At 60.9% G+C, this 20,917-nt stretch carries 23 protein-coding genes; 16 read left to right on the forward strand and 7 right to left on the reverse strand.

Annotated elements, in window-relative coordinates:
- Positions 1-33: 33 nt before the first annotated feature.
- The 3 genes from AC3WQS_RS22915 to AC3WQS_RS22925 all read right to left on the reverse strand — a co-directional run bounded on the left by AC3WQS_RS22915 (position 34) and on the right by AC3WQS_RS22925 (position 2,892).
- A complete protein-coding gene (locus AC3WQS_RS22915) occupies positions 34-894 on the reverse strand; it encodes an alpha/beta hydrolase family protein (protein WP_308371582.1) in 861 nt (286 codons plus the stop codon).
- Positions 895-1,078: 184 nt separating this feature from the next.
- A complete protein-coding gene (locus tag AC3WQS_RS22920) occupies positions 1,079-2,005 on the reverse strand; it encodes a LysR family transcriptional regulator (protein WP_269576640.1) in 927 nt (308 codons plus the stop codon).
- The gene (locus tag AC3WQS_RS22925; RefSeq protein WP_269576639.1) at positions 2,002-2,892 is read right to left on the reverse strand and encodes a LysR family transcriptional regulator; all 891 of its coding nucleotides are present in this window, start codon (positions 2,890-2,892) and stop codon (positions 2,002-2,004) included. Before AC3WQS_RS22925 ends, AC3WQS_RS22920 begins: the two co-directional genes overlap by 4 nt.
- Positions 2,893-3,125: 233 nt before the next feature.
- On the opposite strand from AC3WQS_RS22925, the gene AC3WQS_RS22930 reads away from it, so the two are divergent.
- The 6 genes from AC3WQS_RS22930 (at position 3,126) to AC3WQS_RS22955 (ending at position 9,175) form a co-directional block, all read left to right on the forward strand.
- Positions 3,126-3,998 (forward strand): ABC transporter permease, encoded by an 873-nt coding sequence (locus tag AC3WQS_RS22930; protein ID WP_269576638.1) that lies wholly within the window; start codon positions 3,126-3,128, stop codon positions 3,996-3,998.
- Between the two features lie 11 nt (positions 3,999-4,009).
- On the forward strand, positions 4,010-4,783 hold the full coding sequence (locus AC3WQS_RS22935; protein ID WP_492711915.1) for an ABC transporter ATP-binding protein: 774 nt from the start codon (positions 4,010-4,012) through the stop codon (positions 4,781-4,783).
- A 90-nt stretch (positions 4,784-4,873) separates the two neighbouring features.
- A complete protein-coding gene (locus AC3WQS_RS22940; protein WP_133727375.1) occupies positions 4,874-5,830 on the forward strand; it encodes an ABC transporter substrate-binding protein in 957 nt (318 codons plus the stop codon).
- A 50-nt stretch (positions 5,831-5,880) separates the two neighbouring features.
- The gene (locus tag AC3WQS_RS22945; RefSeq protein ID WP_211918915.1) at positions 5,881-6,978 is read left to right on the forward strand and encodes a hypothetical protein; all 1,098 of its coding nucleotides are present in this window, start codon (positions 5,881-5,883) and stop codon (positions 6,976-6,978) included.
- Positions 6,975-8,111, forward strand: a complete 1,137-nt coding sequence (locus AC3WQS_RS22950) for a CaiB/BaiF CoA transferase family protein (protein WP_492711917.1) — start codon at positions 6,975-6,977, stop codon at positions 8,109-8,111. Before AC3WQS_RS22945 ends, AC3WQS_RS22950 begins: the two co-directional genes overlap by 4 nt.
- Before the next feature lie 80 nt (positions 8,112-8,191).
- Complete coding sequence (locus tag AC3WQS_RS22955) at positions 8,192-9,175, forward strand: NAD(P)H-dependent flavin oxidoreductase (protein ID WP_492711920.1); 984 nt, start codon at positions 8,192-8,194, stop codon at positions 9,173-9,175.
- A 418-nt stretch (positions 9,176-9,593) separates the two neighbouring features.
- Here AC3WQS_RS22955 and AC3WQS_RS22960 read toward each other — a convergent pair whose 3' ends face one another.
- Positions 9,594-10,229: an isochorismatase family protein gene (locus AC3WQS_RS22960; RefSeq protein ID WP_446695338.1), complete on the reverse strand. Its 636-nt coding sequence runs from the start codon at positions 10,227-10,229 to the stop codon at positions 9,594-9,596.
- A gap of 149 nt (positions 10,230-10,378) precedes the next feature.
- On the opposite strand from AC3WQS_RS22960, the gene AC3WQS_RS22965 reads away from it, so the two are divergent.
- Positions 10,379-11,392, forward strand: coding sequence for a GlxA family transcriptional regulator (locus AC3WQS_RS22965; RefSeq protein WP_446695337.1), 1,014 nt, complete (start codon positions 10,379-10,381; stop codon positions 11,390-11,392).
- A 563-nt stretch (positions 11,393-11,955) separates the two neighbouring features.
- Here AC3WQS_RS22965 and AC3WQS_RS22970 read toward each other — a convergent pair.
- A complete protein-coding gene (locus AC3WQS_RS22970) occupies positions 11,956-13,209 on the reverse strand; it encodes an MCE family protein (protein WP_446695336.1) in 1,254 nt (417 codons plus the stop codon).
- Positions 13,210-13,287: 78 nt separating this feature from the next.
- Positions 13,288-14,301, reverse strand: coding sequence for an AurF N-oxygenase family protein (locus tag AC3WQS_RS22975; protein WP_092765868.1), 1,014 nt, complete (start codon positions 14,299-14,301; stop codon positions 13,288-13,290).
- A gap of 172 nt (positions 14,302-14,473) precedes the next feature.
- Between AC3WQS_RS22975 and AC3WQS_RS22980 the strand changes: the two genes are divergently transcribed.
- The 9 genes from AC3WQS_RS22980 to AC3WQS_RS23020 all read left to right on the forward strand — a co-directional run bounded on the left by AC3WQS_RS22980 (position 14,474) and on the right by AC3WQS_RS23020 (position 20,342).
- Positions 14,474-15,091, forward strand: a complete 618-nt coding sequence (locus AC3WQS_RS22980; protein ID WP_070795999.1) for a TetR/AcrR family transcriptional regulator — start codon at positions 14,474-14,476, stop codon at positions 15,089-15,091.
- 226 nt (positions 15,092-15,317) lie between these two features.
- Complete coding sequence (locus AC3WQS_RS22985) at positions 15,318-15,971, forward strand: TetR/AcrR family transcriptional regulator (RefSeq protein ID WP_060939401.1); 654 nt, start codon at positions 15,318-15,320, stop codon at positions 15,969-15,971.
- 78 nt (positions 15,972-16,049) lie between these two features.
- Entirely contained in the window at positions 16,050-16,955 is a 906-nt protein-coding gene (locus AC3WQS_RS22990) for a metal-dependent hydrolase (protein ID WP_021333229.1), read from the forward strand.
- Positions 16,952-18,088: a PDR/VanB family oxidoreductase gene (locus AC3WQS_RS22995; protein ID WP_070795423.1), complete on the forward strand. Its 1,137-nt coding sequence runs from the start codon at positions 16,952-16,954 to the stop codon at positions 18,086-18,088. Before AC3WQS_RS22990 ends, AC3WQS_RS22995 begins: the two co-directional genes overlap by 4 nt.
- A gap of 8 nt (positions 18,089-18,096) precedes the next feature.
- Complete coding sequence (locus AC3WQS_RS23000; protein WP_225989546.1) at positions 18,097-18,525, forward strand: limonene-1,2-epoxide hydrolase family protein; 429 nt, start codon at positions 18,097-18,099, stop codon at positions 18,523-18,525.
- A gap of 192 nt (positions 18,526-18,717) precedes the next feature.
- Positions 18,718-18,897, forward strand: a complete 180-nt coding sequence (locus AC3WQS_RS23005; protein ID WP_029256695.1) for a hypothetical protein — start codon at positions 18,718-18,720, stop codon at positions 18,895-18,897.
- A gap of 54 nt (positions 18,898-18,951) precedes the next feature.
- A complete protein-coding gene (locus AC3WQS_RS23010) occupies positions 18,952-19,380 on the forward strand; it encodes an Rv0361 family membrane protein (RefSeq protein WP_139148462.1) in 429 nt (142 codons plus the stop codon).
- Between the two features lie 55 nt (positions 19,381-19,435).
- Positions 19,436-19,948, forward strand: a complete 513-nt coding sequence (locus AC3WQS_RS23015; protein WP_052741000.1) for a helix-turn-helix domain-containing protein — start codon at positions 19,436-19,438, stop codon at positions 19,946-19,948.
- A gap of 121 nt (positions 19,949-20,069) precedes the next feature.
- Positions 20,070-20,342 (forward strand): hypothetical protein, encoded by a 273-nt coding sequence (locus AC3WQS_RS23020; RefSeq protein ID WP_052741001.1) that lies wholly within the window; start codon positions 20,070-20,072, stop codon positions 20,340-20,342.
- Here AC3WQS_RS23020 and AC3WQS_RS23025 read toward each other — a convergent pair.
- The gene (locus tag AC3WQS_RS23025; protein ID WP_070795421.1) at positions 20,330-20,617 is read right to left on the reverse strand and encodes a hypothetical protein; all 288 of its coding nucleotides are present in this window, start codon (positions 20,615-20,617) and stop codon (positions 20,330-20,332) included. The two genes, AC3WQS_RS23020 and AC3WQS_RS23025, sit on opposite strands and share 13 nt — an antisense overlap.
- Positions 20,618-20,917 lie beyond the last annotated feature (300 nt).

The raw sequence follows: 20,917 nt of genomic DNA on the forward strand, positions 1-20,917 counted from the left end.
GCCGTTCGTCTTCGACAACTCCGGATCTGACCGTCACCCCGGGATCTGCATGGCCAGATCGTTGCGGTCGAAGTCGGAGAACTGCTGGGTGTCAGTGCAGTATCCGCAGCTCGCTCCGAAGAACTCGGTGCGGGCGTTCGGATCGTCGAGTAGCCAGTACCGCAGCCACGCCGTGCTCGGCCCGCGCATATCGCCGCCGTTGATCGCCGTACCGAAGTGCGTGGCGCCGCGCAGTTCCAGATACTCGGCCGGTACGTGGTCGGCGTCCTCGTACATCGCCCGCACGATCGCCGGCCAAACGATTGCGTCGGCCTGGCCGGCCAGATAGAGAACCGGCTCGTCGATGAGGTCGACATCATTGAGCGGGCCTGGCTGGATCGCGACGGCAGTGTCGACGCGGTCGTCGATCGCAGCATTGATCGCCGCAGACCCGCCCTGCGAGTGCCCCACCGCACCAATGTGTTCCAGGTCGACTTTGCCGAAGAAGACGCTCGACGGGCTGGCCGCCTTGTCCGCGATGAGGTCGATTCCCGACCGCATGGTGATGGCGAAGTTACTTGCCGGGGTATTGGCGGCGACCACGATGAATCCGTGGCTGGCGTAGTGGCGCAACAAGGAGGTGTACGCACCTGGGAGCACACCGGTCCCGTTCCCCCAGATCACAACAGGGTGCTTCTCGCCGCGCGCGCCGAGCTGGCGCGGGTAGTACAGAGTGTGCACCAGCCCGATCGAGACATTCGGCGTGTACGGCCCTGCACTCGCCCAGTCGTGCCCGACGCTCGGAATACCGGGCGTATCGGCGGCGGCCGGTCCGGCCGGACCAGCGAGTCCGAGTGTCGCGCACAACGCAACCGTCGCTGCAGCATTCGCGAAATATTTCAGAGACTTTCGCATGAAGGTCAACCTTTCGAAGTTGATCCGGAGTGACGCGTATTACATATTTACGGCAGGGTGACCCGTCGGCTTTGTTCGAGGAAACGGACTATCCCAGAAGTGTTGTGTCTGTAGACAAAATAATCGTTCTCGGCGTATGAGCAGCCGCCGCAAATACGCAAAGTCCCAGAGAGATCGACTCCGCCTACAGCTTCCGCGCCGATTGCTCGGCACACAGCCGTAGAAAATGTTCGACGACCTGCGTGTTCTGGCCGTCCCTTGCCACGGCTGCGATCTTCCGTGGCGGCAGTTCGAGTATCTCACCCACAGTGCAGCCCCGTTCGGATGCTCGCTCAGCACTGGAGAGTTCGAGAATGACAGCACCGATCCCTTCGTATGCGAAATCCGCGAAGGCATCGCGATGCTGTGACCTCATCACGAAGGCGTGGTCGATTCGCGGTTCGATCGACCGCAGATGGCGATAGACATCGGAAGTTTCAAACCGCGGTGCGACGACCAAGCCGATGCGCATGAGGTCCTCGCCGATGAATACCCCGCCCACCGGTGGCGGGGTGCCGGGCGGGCAGACAAGGCGCAACTTGTGGTCCGGAAGGCGCACCATTCGAGTCCCGGGAACGCCGGTGGGCGGCGACTCCATTATTGCCACGTCAGCGGTGCCGGCCATGACCGGGTGAATCGCATCGGCCACAGATGACCCCGGCGGAACCGAGATGGTGATTCTCAGGTTCGGCACCTCCGTGCGCAGCGCTCCGAGCAGCACCGCTGTGGGATCGTCCGCAAGGCTCGCTGTCGTGGCAACACTGAGGTGGGGGACTGCTGACAGTAAGAACTCGCGCTCGACCACTAATCGGTCGAGCGCGGCCAGCGCTTCGCGTGCTGGATCAATGAGATTCCGTCCGCGCGCAGTCAGCGTCGCGCCGGCCCGGCCCCGATTGAAAAGTCGTCCTCCGACGCGTCTTTCGAGTCGCGCAATTGATTGAGAGACGCTCGATGTTCCTGTGAACTGGTTTGCCGCTGCTGCCGTGATACTGCCGTGTTCGACGACCGCGAGGAAGTCTTGTAGCTGCCGCGGATCGATTCGCGGGGTTGCGGACTCTCCGAAGTTGCTCATCCGGCGTTCCCCATTCCACCTTCGTCACGTAATCGGCTGGTCGTCTCGATAAACGCTTGTGCCGCAGGCGATGGCGTCGAACCGTGGAACATCCAGATATCACGAGTGAGCGGGGGCCGAGTACGACACAGCACCACACCTTCTCCGACTGTATCGGCGACAGATTCGGGAAGGAAGGCGACGCCGACTCCCGCGCGTACAAGTGGGATCATCGAAGCCACAGAGATAGTCTCCGCAACCACCGCCCCGTCCACAGCGCCTTCGCCCAGGCGTTCCGCCAACAGTCGCCGAGTGACATCGTCACGCGGGCTGGTGATCAATCCGATTCGCAACAGATCCGTCAACGCCGCTACCCCCTCGCCTTCACTTCGTGCGGCGGGCACCAGCGCAACGATTCGTTGCCGGCCGAGAAGGATACGTTCAACACCCTCGTCGAACACCTCGTCCACCCCGAGGCCGATATCAGCCTGACCCGAGGCGACCACCGTTCCGATTCCGTCGGTGTCGTTGCTGAGCATCGTCACCGCAACATTGGGAAACTTGCTTTTGAACGCACCGAGGGCCGTGGCCGCCGGATCACGCGCCAATGTTCGCGGACATACGACCGTCAGCCGACCCCGCTGCACGACGTTCAATGGATGCAAAGCGTGATCCAAATCCCGGTATGCCCGAAGTACTTGGGCCGCCGGACCTGTGAGATCGCGTCCAGCGTCGGTCAGGGTGACTCCCCGCGAGCCACGGCGGACGAGCGTCAGGCCGCACTCTTTCTCCATTCTGGCGAGAGCCTCCGAGATTGTCGGCTGGCTGACCCCCAGTCCGCGAGCAGCAGCGGAAATGCTGCCCCGATCAGCAAGGGCGAGAAAGTATTCCAGATGACGCCGGTCCATTGGGATTCCCTTCTCGTGGAAGTCCGCGTGCGCGCCCGATTCTGCGCCCGTCAGCCATAGGTAAACCCTATGGCATACCTCTCGAATGTGGCGTAGACGGGAAGAAGGATCCCGTGATCTGCTTCACATATGAACGCAGTGAGCAACAACCCGGGGAGCTTCGGCCAGACGCACCCGTCTGCTTTTGTCGAGCACCTATCGCCGCCTGTGAGCACTACGGAGAAGGCGCCGAAATGACCGAAACCATCACCGCCAGTGCGCCATCCGGCGCTACGTCACCCCGTTCCGCGAGGCGGGCACGCTCTGAGCCGAAGCCCGCTCGACAGCGTCGATCCGGTACACGACGCACCATCGGGGTACGACTGGCCCAGGCCGCACTGCTTCTGGTCCTACTCGGAGCGTGGCAGCTCGTCGCATCGCAAGGTTGGATCGAGCCAGTTCTGGCCAAAACGCCAGGCGAAGCCTGGAACTACTTCACCGCAGCAGTGCAGTCGGGGGAGATTTCGACGAACTTGCGTGCCACGATGACTGCCGTCGTGATCGCGTGGATCCTCGCAAGCGCAGTCGGGGTGGCGGTAGGGCTCTCCCTCGGACTGCTTCCGACCCTCGAACGCATCATGAGTCCGTTTCTGGATGCGGCGAATGCCATGCCACGTCTTGCGCTGGCACCTCTGCTTATCGTCATCTTCGGGATCACGATGACGGCGAAGGTCGCTCTCGCGTTCACACTCGTATTCTTCATCGTCTGCTCGAGTGCACGAGCCGGTGTGAAGTCAGTGGACGACGAATGGCTCCGACTTTCCACTGTCCTGAATGCCAGTAAGACACAGGTGTTCTGGCACATTCTCCTCCCCGTCGCGACACCTGGCATTTTTGCCGGTCTTCGGTTGGGGCTGATCTATTCACTGCTTGGCGTCGTGGGTTCTGAACTGATCTCGTCACGGGACGGACTGGGTCAGCTTGTGTCGATCTACTCGGCCCAGTTCCGGATGGAAGCGGTCTACGCGATCCTCATACTTCTCGCAATCGTCGCAGTCGTCCTCAACCAGGCCATGAACTTCGCCGAGCGCTACCTCCTTCGGTGGCAGCCCCCGGCTCGACGATGACAGGAATCATCATGGATACCAACGTGATTACACCCGCAGTCCAACTCGACGGACTGACGATATCCTTCCCCTCGCCCGACGGGTCGGCGAAAACTGTGGTCGATAATCTCGACCTCACAATCCCTCGCGGACAGTTCGTGAGCCTGGTCGGCAGGAGTGGTTGCGGCAAGACCACCCTGCTCAACGCGCTCGCTGGATTGGTGGACGCAACAGAAGGGAAGACCGAGGTCCTCGGCACAACGCCATTCGACGCTCGTTCTCGGATGGGCTTCATGATGGCCCGAGATGCGCTGTTCCCGTGGCGAACAGCGCAGAAGAACGTGGAGTACGGTCTCGAATTGAGGGGAGTACCCAAGGCGGAGAGACGAACTCAATCCGCGCGCTGGCTTGCGGCCGTTCAAATGGCCGAGGCGTCACGGCTGTGGACTTGGCAACTCTCCCAAGGGATGCGCCAGCGTGTCGCGTTGGCCCGAACGTGGGCTCTGGATCCGGACATCTTGTTGATGGACGAACCGTTTGCCGCCCTCGATGCGCAGACCCGAGTCGAAGTACAGCGAGAATTCCTCGAGCTTTGGCAATCCCAGGTAGGCCGGACGGTCATCTTCGTAACCCACGACCTCGGCGAAGCCATCTGTCTCTCCGACCGCGTTCTGCTGCTCGGGGCCGGCCGGGTGATCGACGACGTCAGCATTGACATCGAGCGCCCCCGCGAACTCGAAACCCTCACCGCCGAACCTCGATACATCGAAATCTTCAACCGGCTGCGTGGTCAGCTCGACCACTGATGTGCCCAGCCAACTCAGCTTGATTACTGATGTGCCCAGCCAACTCAGCTTGATTACTGATGCGCCCAGCCATCAAGGAACAGGAATCCCATGAAACTTCGACCTTTTGTCGGCACAGTCATTGCTGCGGCCCTACTGCTTTCCGCGTGTGGAGGGGGAGGGCGTCCGAACGACGGCAGCGTCGCCATCGGGGTCTACCCTGCGAGCGCTTTGTCCCTACCTGTCTACGTCGCCGTCCAACAAGGAATGTTCGACAAGGAAGGCCTCCACGTCGAGCTCATCGACGGAAAGAACGGGCCCGAACTCATCAGCGGTCTCATCGGCGGTACAACCGATCTCGCGGTCGGTGCACCCGGAACCGTCGTTCCGGCCATAGAGCAAGGGCAGAGTCTGCGGCCACTGTCCCCGTACGGGTCGATCGATCTTGCCATCGCCGTGACGAAAGACAGCGGCATCACCACCATCGAGGATTTGCCCGGCAAGCGGATCGCCATACCGTCACGTGGCGGCGCAGCCGAGCAATTCGTCAATCAGCTTCTCGGAGAGAGAAACATCGACGCCTCCACGGTGCAATTCATCGCAGCGGCACCCACCGCGAGTCAGATACCACTCGCACGAAAGGGCGACATAGATGCCGCCGTTCTCACCGCTGCCAGCCAGGCCGTATTCGATGCTCAAGGAATACCGATGACGGCGATTACAGAAGTAGACCCGGTGGCCTCTGACGGCGTGAGTTCATACGGCCTGGGCACAGTGCTCGTCACGACAGCCACATTCGCTGAATCCGATGCTGCTGCCCCCGTTTGTGCGGCGCTCGAGGCCGCAGCAGGGTGGATAGCCGATCCCGCGAACGAGCAAGCAGGAGCTCAACTTCTCACCGAGCGAATGAATGTTCCTGCTGACAAAGCCAACCAGGTGTGGGCTTCGCAGAAGACCCTCTGGCCGGTCGAGATTTCAGCCCACCGATGGACCCAGAACGTCGCATGGGTGAACAACCAGACCTCGGGCAAGTCCGACGCAGACGTCCCTTTCGACCCCCTCTGCTGACCAACGCCCCATACACAATCCAGTTCGTCTATTACGAAAGAGAAGAAACGATGACACAACTCGCTGACCAGTCAACACAATCCGAGTCCCAGCACGATCGCCGGCAGCTCACCGAGGCTTGGTCCGCAGTCACCGACAGCCTTGCGACATTCGGTTCGACAGCTGCCGCCACAGGATCGCCGCTGGACAGCGCCGAAGGCGTACGGCACGCACTTCGCCTGTTCGGATACCTCGCCGAGATGAATATCGAACGCCAAGACGTGCTCCGACCTGAACTCTTCACTCTGATGTCACCGATGCGAAAGTTCTGGGGAGACGGCATCGACGTCGACTACTGGACTGCGATGATCGACCCCAACGAGACATACCGTATTCACGGTAACCGTGGCACAGTGCCGTACGTCGCCGTCCTCGCCAATCGCGTCGGTGCGTCTGGGACCGACCGGGTCGCCGACAACATCGTCATCGACGACAAGGTGTGTGACGCGGACGGCAACTTCGAGATCTTCGTCGCACAAGAGCTGGAGGGGCGCAGCGGCATTCGGCTGGATGAGCGCTGCTTCGACGTAGTAGTGCGTGTGTATCACAAGACGCGTAACGCGGAGATCGATCCCGTTCTCCACATCGAGCGCCTCGGTCCGCCGCCTGGTGCACGCCCCGATCTCGACACGGCGTGGCTGGCCCAGCGCCTCACGAAACTTGCTCGTGGCATGGACGTGAGCCTTCGACGCAGTCTTCAGCTCATCGAAACACTCAGTCAGTCTCCCAACGAGATTCGCGTGACCTCGGAGCAACGAGGGTGGGGAGACTTCTACGGCACCAGCTCCAACCAATACATTGCCGGCTGGTGGTCACTGAAAGACGCTACTGCCGTGGATATTACATTCACTCTCCCGGACTGCACCTACTTCGGGGTGATGCTGTACAACCACTGGTTCGAGTCCTTCGAGTACCGCGACCACACCGTCAACCTCAACGACGCACACTTCGAGCGCAATGACGATGGAACCGTGACGATCCGAATCGGGGGAGTAGAAGGCGACAGAAACCGACTGAACCCCTGCAACCACACCGAAGGCATCTTGTTGGCGCGCTGCCTGGAGCCCGCTGAGGATGTCACTTCGCCTCATGTGGAGATCATTCGATGACCGACCAAGTAGACCTGCCGTTGGCAGGTGTCCGAGTAGTGGAGATCGGTCAACTGATCGCAATACCCAGCGCCGGGCAGCAGTTGTCCGATCTCGGCGCCGAGGTCATCAAGCTCGAGCCTCCAGGTGGTGAACCGGCCCGACAAATCGACGCCGACTACGCGCGCGGCATCTTCTACGGGTACAACCGTGGAAAGCGTTCAATCTGCCTCGACCTCAAAGACTCCGCCGATCTGCAGCGAGCTCGGGATCTGATCGCATCGAGCGACATCTTGCTGCACAATCTTCGCCCGGGAACCCTCGATCGATTGGGATTCTCCTCTGCCGAACTCCAACGCCTGCGACCGGAAATCATCGCCGTCTCGGTGAGCGGGTACGGGGCGGAGGGCCCGTCCGCCACCCGCGCCGGGCTCGACATCGCTGCGCAAGCAGAGAGCGGACTGATGTCGGTGACGGGTGAGGCGGATGGCCCGCCACAGCGTGTGGGCGCACCGGTCATAGATCATGCAACGAGCTACGTCGTCGCCCAAGCGGTACTGGCAGCGCTACTGCGGCGCGATCGCACCGGCAAGGGCTCCTCCGTCCGAGTTTCCCTGCTCGACGTCGCAATCCACTTGCAGACCGCCAACTGGATCGAGTGGCAAGTGTCTGGAAAGGCTATGAGCCGCAAAGGGAACGGACAACCTAGCGTCGCACCTGCCGCAGACGTCTTTCGTGCCGTCGATGGTGAGCTGGTGATCAGCGGCTACCAACCGCGAGCCTGGATCGAACTGTGCAAGGCGATCGACTTACCAGAGTTGGCCGACGACCCGCGGTTCTCTACCAACACACTGCGCGTGGAAAACCGTGCAGTCCTCGTCGCCACGATCGAGAAGCAGCTGTGCCACCGTAGCGCCGCGGAAGCGGTAGAGCATCTCACTGCAGCCGGAGTGGTTGCCGCGCTTGTGCGTGACTACGACCAGGTAATCTGCGCCGACGATGTGATTGCGAACCGTACCTTCATCCCCGGCACCAACGAACGTGGCGAGCAATATTTGACGCCTGCCATGCCCTATCGCGCCGAACCTCCGATGGCACGAACTGATCCCTCACAGGTCCCGTCCTTGAACGAGTGGGCGTCGTCGATGGGCTGAATGCGCTGCTCTAGCCGAAAATGGCTTGGCAACACCGTAACTGACAAATCGATATCCATGCATCATCGAGGAGATGTCCAGTGCTGACAACCGCATTTACCGAGACGTTCGGAGTTCGTCACCCCATCGTCCAGGGCGGCATGCAGTGGGTGGGGAGAGCAGAACTCGTAGCGGCAGTTGCAAACGCCGGCGCGCTCGGCATGCTCACTGCTCTGACACAGCCGACACCTGACGATCTTGCCCGAGAAATATCCCGAACGCGCGAGCTCACCGACCAACCGTTCGGAGTCAATCTCACAATCCTCCCCACGATCACGCCCCCGCCCTACGATGAGTATCGCAACGTGATCATCGACTGCGGAGTGAAAGTCGTCGAGACAGCCGGATCTTCTCCCGCACCCCATCTGCCGCACTTTCACGCTGCCGGCATCAAGGTTCTCCACAAGTGCACCAGCGTCCGCCACGCGGTCAAAGCCCAGGCCCTCGGCGTCGACGGCATCAGCATCGACGGGTTCGAATGCGCCGGGCATCCAGGGGAAGACGACGTACCTGGTCTCGTTCTATTCGCTGCAGCAGCAGAGCGGATCAGCATTCCCATGATCGCGTCCGGTGGATTTGCCGATGCGCGGGGATTAGTGGCCGCCCTGGCGCTTGGCGCCGACGGCATCAACATGGGCACTCGGTTCATGTGTACCGAGGAGTCTCCGATTCACCGCAACATCAAAGAGGCGATAGTTGCTGCCTCCGAGGTGGACACCGAGCTGATTTTCAGGTCACTGCGCAATACCGCTCGCGTAGCACGCAACAGCATCAGCCAAGAAGTTGTCGAAATTCTTTCCAGTGGTGGCAAATTCGAAGACGTTCGACATCTTGTTGCCGGTGCGCGGGGCCGAGCGGTGTTCGACAGCGGCGACCCGGAGGCTGGCATCTGGACGGCGGGGACTGTGCAAGGATTGATTCACGACATCCCCACAGTGGGTGAATTGGTGGAACGTATTGTCGCAGAGTCCGAAGCACTGATTGCCGGACGGCTTGCCGGCCTCCTGGATCCTGTCAGCGCCTGACTACGTCCCGAACCCGCTGAGCGCTACCGTCGGCCAGTTCTTCGCGCATGATCGCTGCCGTTGCGTTGGCCGACCCGCATGCCGCCGATAATTCGTCCTCGATGCGTCGTGCGGTGACGGTGAGCTCTTCCGGATCGCCTCGCGGCTTGTCATCGCGCTCGATCGTTTCGGGTGCATCCCGACGATCATTGACGTCGGGACGAGGAAAGCGCAGGGCGGAGCCGACGAGACGAATGTTTCGAGCTTCTGCCTATCCGGCGCCCCGAAGAAGTAGCTCACGGCCCGCCGGCGCCGACATCCGCGTTCAAAGGACCTATCGTCCTTCAAGTTTCGCGGCATCCAAGGTGTCGATGAGAGTTCGGTCTGCACCGGCAGGGATTAAGGCGTCCCGAATCTATTGCGGGCCTGCAGCATTGCATCAACTGAGGGTCGCCTCGCGTCCTTGGATGGCTGAGACGACAAGATTGCTCTTGGGCAAACTCGTTCCGGAATCTACGGCGTCGACCCATGCGCTTGTTGTTGCGACGGCAGCGAAGTTCGAATGCAAAAGAATCATGAGGGTCTCGTGCAGGGACTGCGCCGATACCTGACCTGCTTCGTTGGCCAGATGGATCGCACCGCTGGCATCTGACAAAATCTCGGCGGCGAACCCGAGAGCTTCCGCTTCCACGGCGGTGCCGAGGTCGCAATTGTTGGTCATGTACCCGACGATCGTGATGGTGTCGATGTCTTTCGCGTGCAGCCAATCGGCTGTATCGGTGCCGGCGAAGACGCTCGCGTACTGCTTGTGGATGCGCTTGGTTTCCGGATCGATGTGATCCTCGAGCGCTGGGTGAAGTGACCATCCGGGCGTACCTTCGACAAAGACCGGGGCGCCCTCGGGCATCCGATGTTGCACGACGACGACGGGAAGGTCATTCGCGCGAGCGACCTTGACGGCGCTGAGGATGTTGGCCAATGACTCCTCACGCGGCGGGTACTGGATCTGCAGCGGACCGTCGAAGTATTCCCGCTGTACGTCGACGACGATAAGGGCACGGCGAGGTGTAGGCACTTTCATCACTCCTGGAAGGTCGGTCGGGTTCGGTTTCGTATCGGCGATCCTGACGGTCGTCTTCCATTGTTCGGTAGGAGTCTATGCATCCGTGAGTGGCACGGGTGCATACTTTCGATGACTTTGCGCCATGATGTGGAAGAGACCAAATGCGAATCGCCGTCTATGCGTTCGACAGCATCACGATGTTTCATCTCGCAGCGCCGTTGATGGTGTTCGGTGAGGTGGGCAGGCTCGGGCTCGCACCTGACTGGGAAACCAGGTTGTGGTCCGATCGCGCGGGCGCGATTCGGACCGTCGAGGGATACTCGGTCGGCGATGTGGCGGGACCGCGGACACTCGATTGGGCCGACATCGTGATCATCCCTTCCTGGCCGCTACCACTTTCACCGATCAGCGAGTCATTGCGAGCCAAGCTGTGCCGGGCGCACGCTCGCGGCACCCCGATCGTGGGGTTGTGTCTCGGCGCTTTTGCCGTCGCCGACGCCGGACTCCTCCATGGTCGCTCGGCCGTCACGCACTGGGAGATGATGCCCGCGCTCGCCAAAAACCATCCAAGTATCCGCTTGGACGAGTCGGTGCTCTATATCGACCACGGCGACGTGATGACGTCCGCGGGGACGGTGTCGTCGGTCGATGCTTGTCTGCACCTTGTGCGCAAGCACCTCGGATCCGCAGTTGCCACCCGCGTGGCGAGAAACCTGGTCGTCGCGCCGCATCGAGAGGGTGGTCAGGCCCAGTACATCGAGAGACCGCTTGCGGAACCTGCGGGCGACACAGCTGTTGCAGACGTGCTGGAATGGGCGCTCGGACGCCTGGACGAGCCGCTGTCTGTCGACCGCCTCGCAGGTCAGGCGCGGATGAGTCGACGAAACTTCATACGGCAGTTCCGTCTTGTCACGGGAACCACTCCGGCACGCTGGATTCTCCAGCAACGACTGAGCGAGGCGCGAGTTCTCCTGGAGACGACCGGTTGGAGCATTGACGCAATTGCGCTGGCGTGTGGGTTCGGAAGCACGGTGACCTTTCGACAGAACTTCACATCCGCGTTTGCGACCGCACCTTCCACCTACCGGAAGCAGTTCGCTGACCACTCCCACAACGATCGCGTCGGAGCAACCGCGACGTCCGTTGGTTCAGGAGGGCGAATACGGAGGGGATGATGCGCCGCGCGCCCTAGATACGACCGATTCGCTTGCCCTCACTATGTGAAGCAGCAGGCCAGCTCTCTGCCCTTAGCGAGCGGCCCGCTCCAGCCACATACGTCGGGAGTACGTGTACTTGAACCGCTCTTGGACTAATACGAAGCCGGACGCCCGCCCAAAAATGCCTCGACGCTCTGTTCGAATTCCATCGCACGTATCGCGTCGCTTCAATGTCACCAACGGGTGAGTTGACGCACGCACAGCTCTTTCCACTCGTACTGACGTTCTGGCGCGCGCTGCTAGACGATGCGGTGAACCCGGACGGGATCATGCACCTATCGGATAATCTCAAGCTTGGAGCACTGGCGAAGCATGTTGAGAGCGTGGGCGTCGCCCTAGTTTCGGTAGGAGTTTCTCGCATTCGCTTTGGCGATCCCGTGTTGACCGTTTGGCGTATCCCAGGATTGCCGTTTCGGGTTGTCCGGCATCGAGTGCGAGGCAGTCCACCGAGAGTTGAGGCCCTGGATGAGCGTCTGGCCGGCCCACTTCACCCTTGTCGCCTCCCGAAGCTGGTGATCATCTCACTTCGGTGTCGCACCGAACGATGGTGCCAGTTGTGTGGCAATAGGGTTCAGGTTGAGCTTGTCCGGGTCCACCTTGGGCTTGTCGTCCCAAGGCTGGGGGGTATTCGGGTCCGCGAATACGACGCGGTTGGCGCTCCGAACCCCCGTTTCACTGCCTTGCGGCGCCAGGCAGCTGGCCGCGACGTTGACCGGGAAGTCCTGCTGAGTGTCGTCGAAGTTCGGGTCTTTGCGCTTCATCTCGTCGAGGATCGCCATAGTCCCTTCGTATCCGACCGTGCAGGGGAACGGCGCATTGGTCTCGAGGACAAGTCCCTGACGTTGAGACGGTCCGTCTGCCTCAATGGCGGACGGTATTCCGGCGGCGAGGCCGGGCATGAAGATCAGAAGGGGTTGCAGTGCAATGGTTCGTGGCGCCAATGTTCGTGCTGTGGAAGCAAGGTCGCTCAGGTCTGTCGTCAGACTCGGACCCTCGTCACGGACGAGAGCCCCGACCTGTTCGCTGGCCGGTATGCCGTTGTCGATCACGCGTCGGATGTCGGGGTCGCTGGTGCGCAATTGCGCAGCCAGTGCGTCGAGGTCGGTGCTGAACTGCTTGATCGCCGACGATTGATCGGATTGCGTCGTGAGTACCGTCTGGCTGTCACGGATCAGTCCGAGGGTCTGGGGAAGGGTGTCGAGGCCCGACTGGGAAATCCCCGACAGCGAGTCGGCAAGTACCTGCAGATCTTCGCCCTTGCCGTTGAATGCCGCGCCGAGTTCCTTCGCGACGGTGTGGAGTGCGTCGACCGGAACGGAGTGCACCAGACCGTTGGCGCTGGTCAAGACGTTCTCGATGGGGATCGGCGTGGTGGTCTCGCCCACGGCGATCACCGAGCCGTCTTCGAGGAACGGGCCCTGGTCGGTATCGGGCTGAAGGTCGACGTACTGCTCACCGATGGCTGAGCGATTGGCAACCACGGCTCGCACGGATGCCGGAATCTGTGGAGCACTGCTGTCGATCAACAGGTCGACTTCGATTCCGTCGGACGTGAGCGACATGTCGCCGACGCGTCCGACGGGTACACCGCGATAGGTCACTTCGGCGTTGGTGAAGATGCCACCGGACGTCGCCAGTTCGGTTTTGACCGTGTATTGGCCGAATCCCAGAAGATTGTCCAGCCGTACGTATTTCGCTCCGACGTAGATCAAACCCAGGAGTGCAACCACGACGAGTGCGACCAGCTGCCACTTGGCGAGCTTCGACATCACCATCGCGTGCCTTGGGTCGATTCGGCTGAGCGCCCCACCGGCGCCGGAGTGTTCGACTTGCGGTCGCTGTTCAATGCGGAATTACGCATGAGCATTATCGAAATCAGCTGTAGACGCCCGATCGGGTTCGCTCCTGAAGCGTGAAGATTTCCCGTCGATCTTGAGAGCCTTCCACAGGATTCTCGAGACCCGGTTCATCAATCCGAGTTCGTCCGCGAGTAATCGGACATCGCCGAAGTACCCGCTCAACGCCTTACGTGATGCAGGGGACTCCCAGAACAGCTCCTTCTTCACCGACTTCGGGATCTCGAAGGTTTCGAAGAACGACTTCGGTGGAACGGCGATCACGTCGCACAGGACCCGCATGATGACCGGAAAGGCCAGGGAGAGAAGGAACTTACCCACTGGGCCGTTCTGATGCACATGCTGCCGTAGGAACTCGTTCGCAAACGAGATGTGTCGCGCCTCTTCGGCGACGTGAATGCGCATCACTCCGCGAATAATGGGGTGATAGTTGCTTTCACTGCGAAGATAGCTCTTCTGGATGTGATCAATGGGCTCTTCCCCAGCCAGCACCCCCATGAAGAAAATCGACGGAAACGGCCAAGCCGCAAGCCCGAGGAACGGCATGACGCGTCGCAGAACCGGGCCGAATCCCGGTACGTCGACGCCCGACCGATTCACCAGTTCCTGGAACATGAGTGTGTGGTTGCACTCTTCGATGACCTCGTGAGTGGCATACCGGAATTCCGCCGACCGGTTAGGCAGCATGGAAACGTACTGCATGAAACCACGAATGAGCACCTGCTCGAACTGCAGACCCACCTTGGCGATGTTCGCTTGCCGATACTGCCCTATGGCAATCTGCTGCTCCCGGGTACGCGCGAGGTACCAAGAATGTGTTCCCAGCAGTTCTACCTCGGGAAGAATCCATCGTGGGTCGTTGTCCACGACCTGAAATTCCGGTGCCTCCCAATCGATGTCGGTATACGGACTGAAGCTCCGGTGCACAGAAGCATCCGAGAGTCGATTGAGCATGTCCTCGTACGTTTCGTCGTCAGGCACGTCGGAAAATCTCGGTTCGGTGGTCGTCATGGCAGGTGTGTCCCTTCCAGGGCAAACAGGAGGCCTATAACTCAGTAGATATGACTTCAAGTAACAGATAAGTAGGGTAGTAGAACAAACGGTCTATGGCAATGATGAGCACTTCCACCGGCGAACACAGAGGACGCGCGGCTGATAGATTCGATGCCTAGACAGATCGATGATGAAGGGGAGCACATTGGTTACCGCTCCGCGAGAACGCCTCATTCGCACCACAGTCGAACTCATCCAAAGCAGGGGAGTCTCTGGCGTGGCCGTGACCGAACTACTCGACCGCAGCGGAACCGCACGTCAATCGATCTACACACACTTTCCACAAGGCAAGAATCAGTTGATCGAAGCCTCTGCCAGAGCCGCCGGATCGTGGATCAGCGCGATGATCGAGCAACTCTGTTCCGCCCCTCCCCTGGAGGCATTGCAGGCATTCATCGACTACTGGAAGTCGATGATCGTATCCAGCGACTACACCGCCGGATGCCCGATCGCCGCTGCCACGTTCGGCGGCAATGAAATACCCGGCGCAGTCGACGCGGCAAAAATGGCATTTGAAGAGTGGGAATCGATGCTAGCCAACAATTTTCGAGCTGCAAACCTGGATGATGCCCTCGCGCAATCCCTCTCGACAATGACGATCGCAGCAATCGAAGGCGCCGTCATCATGTCCGTCGCAACACGCTCCACCAGGCCTCTCGACCGCGTCGGCAAGCACCTCACCGAGCTCCTCGAGGCGCATCTCAGCGAAAATCACGAGAGAGAACCTGTTCTCCGACAACAAAACTGACTACCTCGCCGACCACCGATCAGCAGCAGAGCGTCTCTCCGAACCATGCAGTTCATACAAAATCGAATGGCTGCTGATAACGGCGCGTGCCACTACGAGAATGATCACTCCCGGCGGCGCTCGACCGCCTCCTTGGACCGTCGACGTTGCCTGAACCGGTTCTCCGTCAGGCCACGTCGACGGCTCAACGAGAGAACCGATGGCGCCAGGCAGGTTATGATGCAGTATGCGCAGGCTGGCCGGATCGTTCGATCGTGACCTCCCCGGATTGCCGCGTGGCCGCGGCCGACTGGCTGTGGGCGAGGTCCAAGACGCGCAACGTGATCGCATTCTGCGTGCGGTGATCTCGTCGACTGCGGAGAAGGGGATCGCCTCGACCACGATCGCCGATGTCGTCGGGCGTGCCAGGGTGTCTCGTCAAGCTTTCTACAAGCAGTTCGAGAGCAAAGAAGCGTGCTTGATCGCGGCGATCGACGCAGGCATCGAGGTGATCGTCTCCAACATCACCTCGACACAAAGCTCGACCGCCAATTTGTCTCTACACGAACAGCTTTCGGCTGTAATCGAAAAGTATCTCGAGACGTGTTCGTCCGAACCGGAGTTCGTGCGAGCCTGGGTGGTGGACCTACCTGTGGCCGGCCCGGCAGGGGTGGCGAAGCGCAACGAGTACGTGGAACTGCTCGCCGATGCATTGCTCGTCGGCTACTCGTCCAAGTCTTCAGAAGCCCCGGGGCGTGAAGTGTTTCTCGCGGCGATCGGCGGTTGCAACGAGTTGTTCTACCGCCAGGTGGTTGACGGGTCGAATTCGTACATGAATCTTCATGCGCCGATCATGTCCTTCCTTGAACGGGTACTGGATCTCTCGTCCGACCCTTCGTAGTCCGGTGTTGACAAGCCACGGGTAGATCGCCATGCTCATTCATAAGTACTGCGGCGTACTTATGAGTGAGGAGTGGTCATGCGAATTACGAGTGGACTGACACAGCGTCCGATCGCACCGCCCGGCCGGGTAGCGATCCGTCCGCGGCGAGTCGATTTCGACTGGGAGAAAGCGCCTTTGGTGTGGTTGCCGAACGAGCCGATCGCCTCATACCTCCTCGGCTCGATGAACCTCGTCATCCCGGAGGGCGAACGGATGATGATCCAGGCCTTCGAGCAGGCTCTCCCGGACGTGCACGACGAGAAGCTTCGCGAGGACATGCTCGGTTTCATGGGCCAAGAATTGCTGCACGCAGAGGCGCATGACGAGGTCATGAATCAGGTGTTCACACGGCACGGGATCGACCCGGCCCCGTTCAACCGCCAGATGCAGTATTTCTTCCGTAGAACTTTGGGCATCGGTGACGACTCCGATCCGCAGGCCATCCGGCAGCGTCTGATCGAGCGTCTCGGGATCTGCGCGTCTTCGGAGCATATGTTCGCGTTCGTGGGCGACTGGGCGTTGAACGCGGACTTGGAGAAATTCGGCGCGGATCCGCAGATGCTTGACCTCTATCGGTGGCATGGGGCCGAAGAGGTCGAGCATCGTGCCGTGGCACACGAGGTCGCCACGTACTTCGGAGTCGGCTACTTTCGCCGCTGTATCTCCATGATCATCACGTGGCCAATCTTTTTGGGGTGGTTGCTCCGTGCTGCGATGTATCTGAGCCGCAACGACCCCAACACGCCGAACATCGGTTATCCGCGATTGCTACTGGAATTCGTCCGCGCCGGACGCCGCGGACTGGTGCCTGGTGTATCGAAATGGTTCTGGAGCGGTGTGTCGACGTTCGTGCCGGGATTTCACCCCGACAGTGTGGGGTCCACCGCCCAGGCCCTCGCCTACGTCGCGCAATCGCCAGCGGCCAAGCGGGTCAACACATGACACCCAACGCGCCCGAACTCACGCAGCGGTGGCCGGCCCCCCGCAAGATCCCGGTCGACCTACGCCGCGGCAAGCGCCGCGACTCGATTCTGCGCATTCTGGATGTCCTGGTCTCCACGCAGGTAAAGGTGGCGGTCTTGATTCATCGCGACGAGCCACCGGAAAACCGGATCGACGAGTACAAGACAACGCTCACGGTGTCGGAGCGCACGACGGTGGCCACCGACAACGATGTGGTCAGTCTCGAACTGCGAGCACCTGGCGGCAGCGACCTCGAACGGTGGTATCCCGGGGCACACCTCGACCTGTACCTGCCCTCGGGACGGATACGTCAGTACTCGCTGTGCGGCGATCCCGCCGATCGACGCTGCTACCGGATCGCGGTACGCCGGATTCCTGATGGTGGCGGCGGATCGAACGAGGTGCACGACGAGTTGCCAGTCGGTACCGTCGTCGGCGTTCGCGGTCCACGCAACGCGTTCGGGTTCGTCGAACCCGGGCGAATCGAGCGCGCGAAGCGCGTTCACTTCGTGGCGGGTGGCATCGGCATCACACCGATACTGCCGATGGTCCGCGAGGCGGAGCGCATGGGCCTGGATTGGTCGCTGATGTACGTCGGTCGCGAGCGCCGCACACTACCGTTCCTCGAGGAATTGTCGTCGTTTGGTGATCGGGTCACCATCCGCACCGACGACGAATACGGCCTACCCGCAGCGAACGATCTTCTCCCGCCGAATGTCCGCAGCGGCGACGCGATCTACTGTTGCGGTCCGGTCCCGATGATGGACCTGATCACAGCTTGTGTGCGCAACGAGCCCGGTGTGGAAGTGCACGCCGAACGCTTCTCCGCCGCACCGGTCGTCGATGGACGACCCTTCCGCATCCAACTGGCTCGCACCGGTCAGGTCATCGATGTCGCCGCCGACCAGACCGCACTGGACGCGGTCCTGCGTGTGAACCCGAAAGCCCCCTATTCATGTCGTCAGGGCTTCTGCGGCACCTGCATGGTCCACGTCAGCGACGGCGACGTCGATCATCGTGACAATTCGTTGAGCCCAGCCGAGCGCGCCGCCGGCAAGATGCTCCTGTGCGTTTCGCGGAGCAACAGTCCCTGCCTGACGGTCACCACATGAATCCACCGATGAGAAAACACAATTCCAGACGACCGGAGTACCTGTTGAACGACGATCAACTGACATCGCGGGTGGTGGACCTGCTGATCGCACTGGAGGAAATGGACGCCGATGCCGTGCGCGCACTCGTCGATCCCGACATCGAATGGCGCAACACCGGCCTGCCCAGCGTGCGTGGAAGCAAACGCGTCGAACGGGCGCTCACGATCGTCTCTCGCCTGATCACCAGGTACGAGGTCGTGGAAGTGCTCACGATGACCACCGACCACAACACCGTGTCCTCCCGGCGAAGAGAGATCATCCGCATCGGATGGTTTGCCATGCACCTCGACGTAGACGGCCACTACACATTCGCAAACGGCCTGCTTCGCATTTGGGACGACCGCTTCTCCTACCGCCGACTGCTCCGCGGATTGCGATTCGGCCCAACCACCTGAAGTAGCGACGTTTTGTGTCGCATTTTGCCGGGGAGTCCTCACCAGATGCTGAAATCTCCCCCCTGCGGCCTCTCGACTACATCCTCGGCTCAGGAGTTCGGCTGCTGGTGCGGGCAACTCTCACCGAGTTCACGGTCGCGTATGTGACCGGCTCGTTGTGCCGTTGGACCGCAACGGGATTGGATACCGCTGATGGATGCACGACAATTGTTCGCCCTCGGCGCGCTCGGTACCGGGATGTTGTCGCTGGCCTTGCAACTGACCGCGCTGTGTCTCGGCGCCGAGGACGCGGAGCGGTACGTCTTTGTTCGCGCCGCCAATGCCACCGCGGTCCTCAGCCTTGCTCTGCTGTCCGCCGCGTTTGTCTTCTGACCGACGGCTGGATGACTTTCCGGGCGCAACATGTTCACGAACGAAGGAGTTTCGGTGAATCCACCCATAAACCACTACCGCCGGCGATCGGTGAAATCGATCCTCTTCGGCGGAGTCGTTGCAGCACTGCTGCTCTCGGGATGCACGATCAGTTCAGCAGGCCCCACTACCGAAGGCAGGCAGTCGTCGAAGATGCCCACCGACTCCGAGCAGATCACCACGGTGATCCGATCTCACCTCGATGCACTCCGTACCGGCTCGACCGAGAGCGCTGCTGCCACCGTCTGCGCCGAGAAGCAGGTATCAACCACGACCACTGGAAAGGTGTTGCCGGCAATCACACTCGATGCAGTCGAGTACGTCACCCTCCAAGGATCGACAGCCACAGCGACCGTACGCGGACATCTGGATGACGCTCCGGAGACCTCGATCGGCAAGGTCGTGTCGTTGACCTCCACCAGTGGCCACTGGCTCATCTGCTAAGCCTGCACCGCTTCGGCAAGCACAGGATAGGAACGAGAGAATTGAGGTAGCGGTGATGGTAGGCCGTGCGACGGACGAGAACGTCTTTCAACTCCGGTTGAACGAGCTTTTCTCCGGCTCCGATCGGCGCCTGACGAACACCGCTGTGGCTAACGGCCTTCTCGCACGGGGCTACCGAATCTCGACACCGTATCTCTCACAGCTTCGACACGGCGTCCGCTCGAGCCCATCGGATGAGGTGGTGTCAGCGTTGGCCGACTACTTCGATGTCCCTCCCGGCTATTTCTTCACCATCCCCTGGTCCGGCGATCGCGCGCGCATTCACGACGAGGACGCGGAGATAGTCGCTCATCTCGCCGACCCGGAACTGAGACAGTTGCTCCGGGCCGCGAACGGACTCTCGGCGACCTCACTTGAACTGTTGTCGAATCTGGCTGCCGCACTACGTATCTCCGAAAGCCGTCGGAAGACGCCCACACGGACTCAACGTCCTACACCCGATCGACCGAAAACCGGCACCACGACCGCGGCGAATCAATCCCACCGATGTGATCTGACCCCCAAGTAAACCCATAGGGTTGCCGACTATTTGCCAAATGGCGTTCACTGGCACGCCCCCTCCACCTATTTTGGTTTCGAGACACCGGATTCGGCCCCTGACTAGATCCGAACGAAGAAAGGCCCTTTCGATGACACGTGCACTCAAGATCGTTGCCGCTCTGGCCATCCCAGCGGCTGCTGGAGCTGTGGCGGTTGCCGGCGCAGGATCTGCCTCGGCGTCGACTCCGGTATCGGGAGACGGTTACGTCGGAGTCATTCTCGATCACCACGAGACGGTCGTCGCGAGCCAGATCAAGGCGGGCAATCTGATCAACGCCGCATTCGGCGACGCCTGGACTGTCGGGTTTCCGCACGATTCCATCTGGCACACCGGAGCATGGACCCCGGGTCAGTCCTCATGATGCTTGTCGTCAGCACGAGTCTGGAATTCCGAGAACTGTTCGTCGAGGTTTTCGACCTTCTCGTCCGACATCTCCGTGACGTGGTCGGCGAAAGCTGTCCCGGCGACTGTGCCGCCGGTCCCGGGCACCGTGACCGTCTCTCTTGATCCAGGCTCGTATCTTTTGTCCATCTCGTCCGCGAGTTCTTTCGCCCCGTCAGCGGTGTCGGGACTTGTTTCGGATCCAGTCGTACCCTCTTGGCCGGCATCAACGTGCCCGGAACTTTCCACGTTCACTGGTATCCCACTCTCTGCATCGACACCGACCGGTCGTCGCTTCAGGCAACCTGCCGACACTCGAACGGGTTGCTCGGCAGCCTGTTTCGTCGACATATCAGTTGCGGGGTCACGACGCATTAGAGGTACCCCGTCCGCCGCACGGCGAATCCGGAATGTTGGTCCGCGGTATCCAACGACCTACACGCGCGGTGGTACAGGGACTGCGAGAGCCTCGCGGACGGATCAGGCCGCCCCACCATGAAATCGGCCCCCGCCACCCTTGGCCCAATTACTCGTCGATGCGGTTCGACATCCGCA

The organism is Rhodococcus sp. FW305-130 (assembly GCF_058788335.1).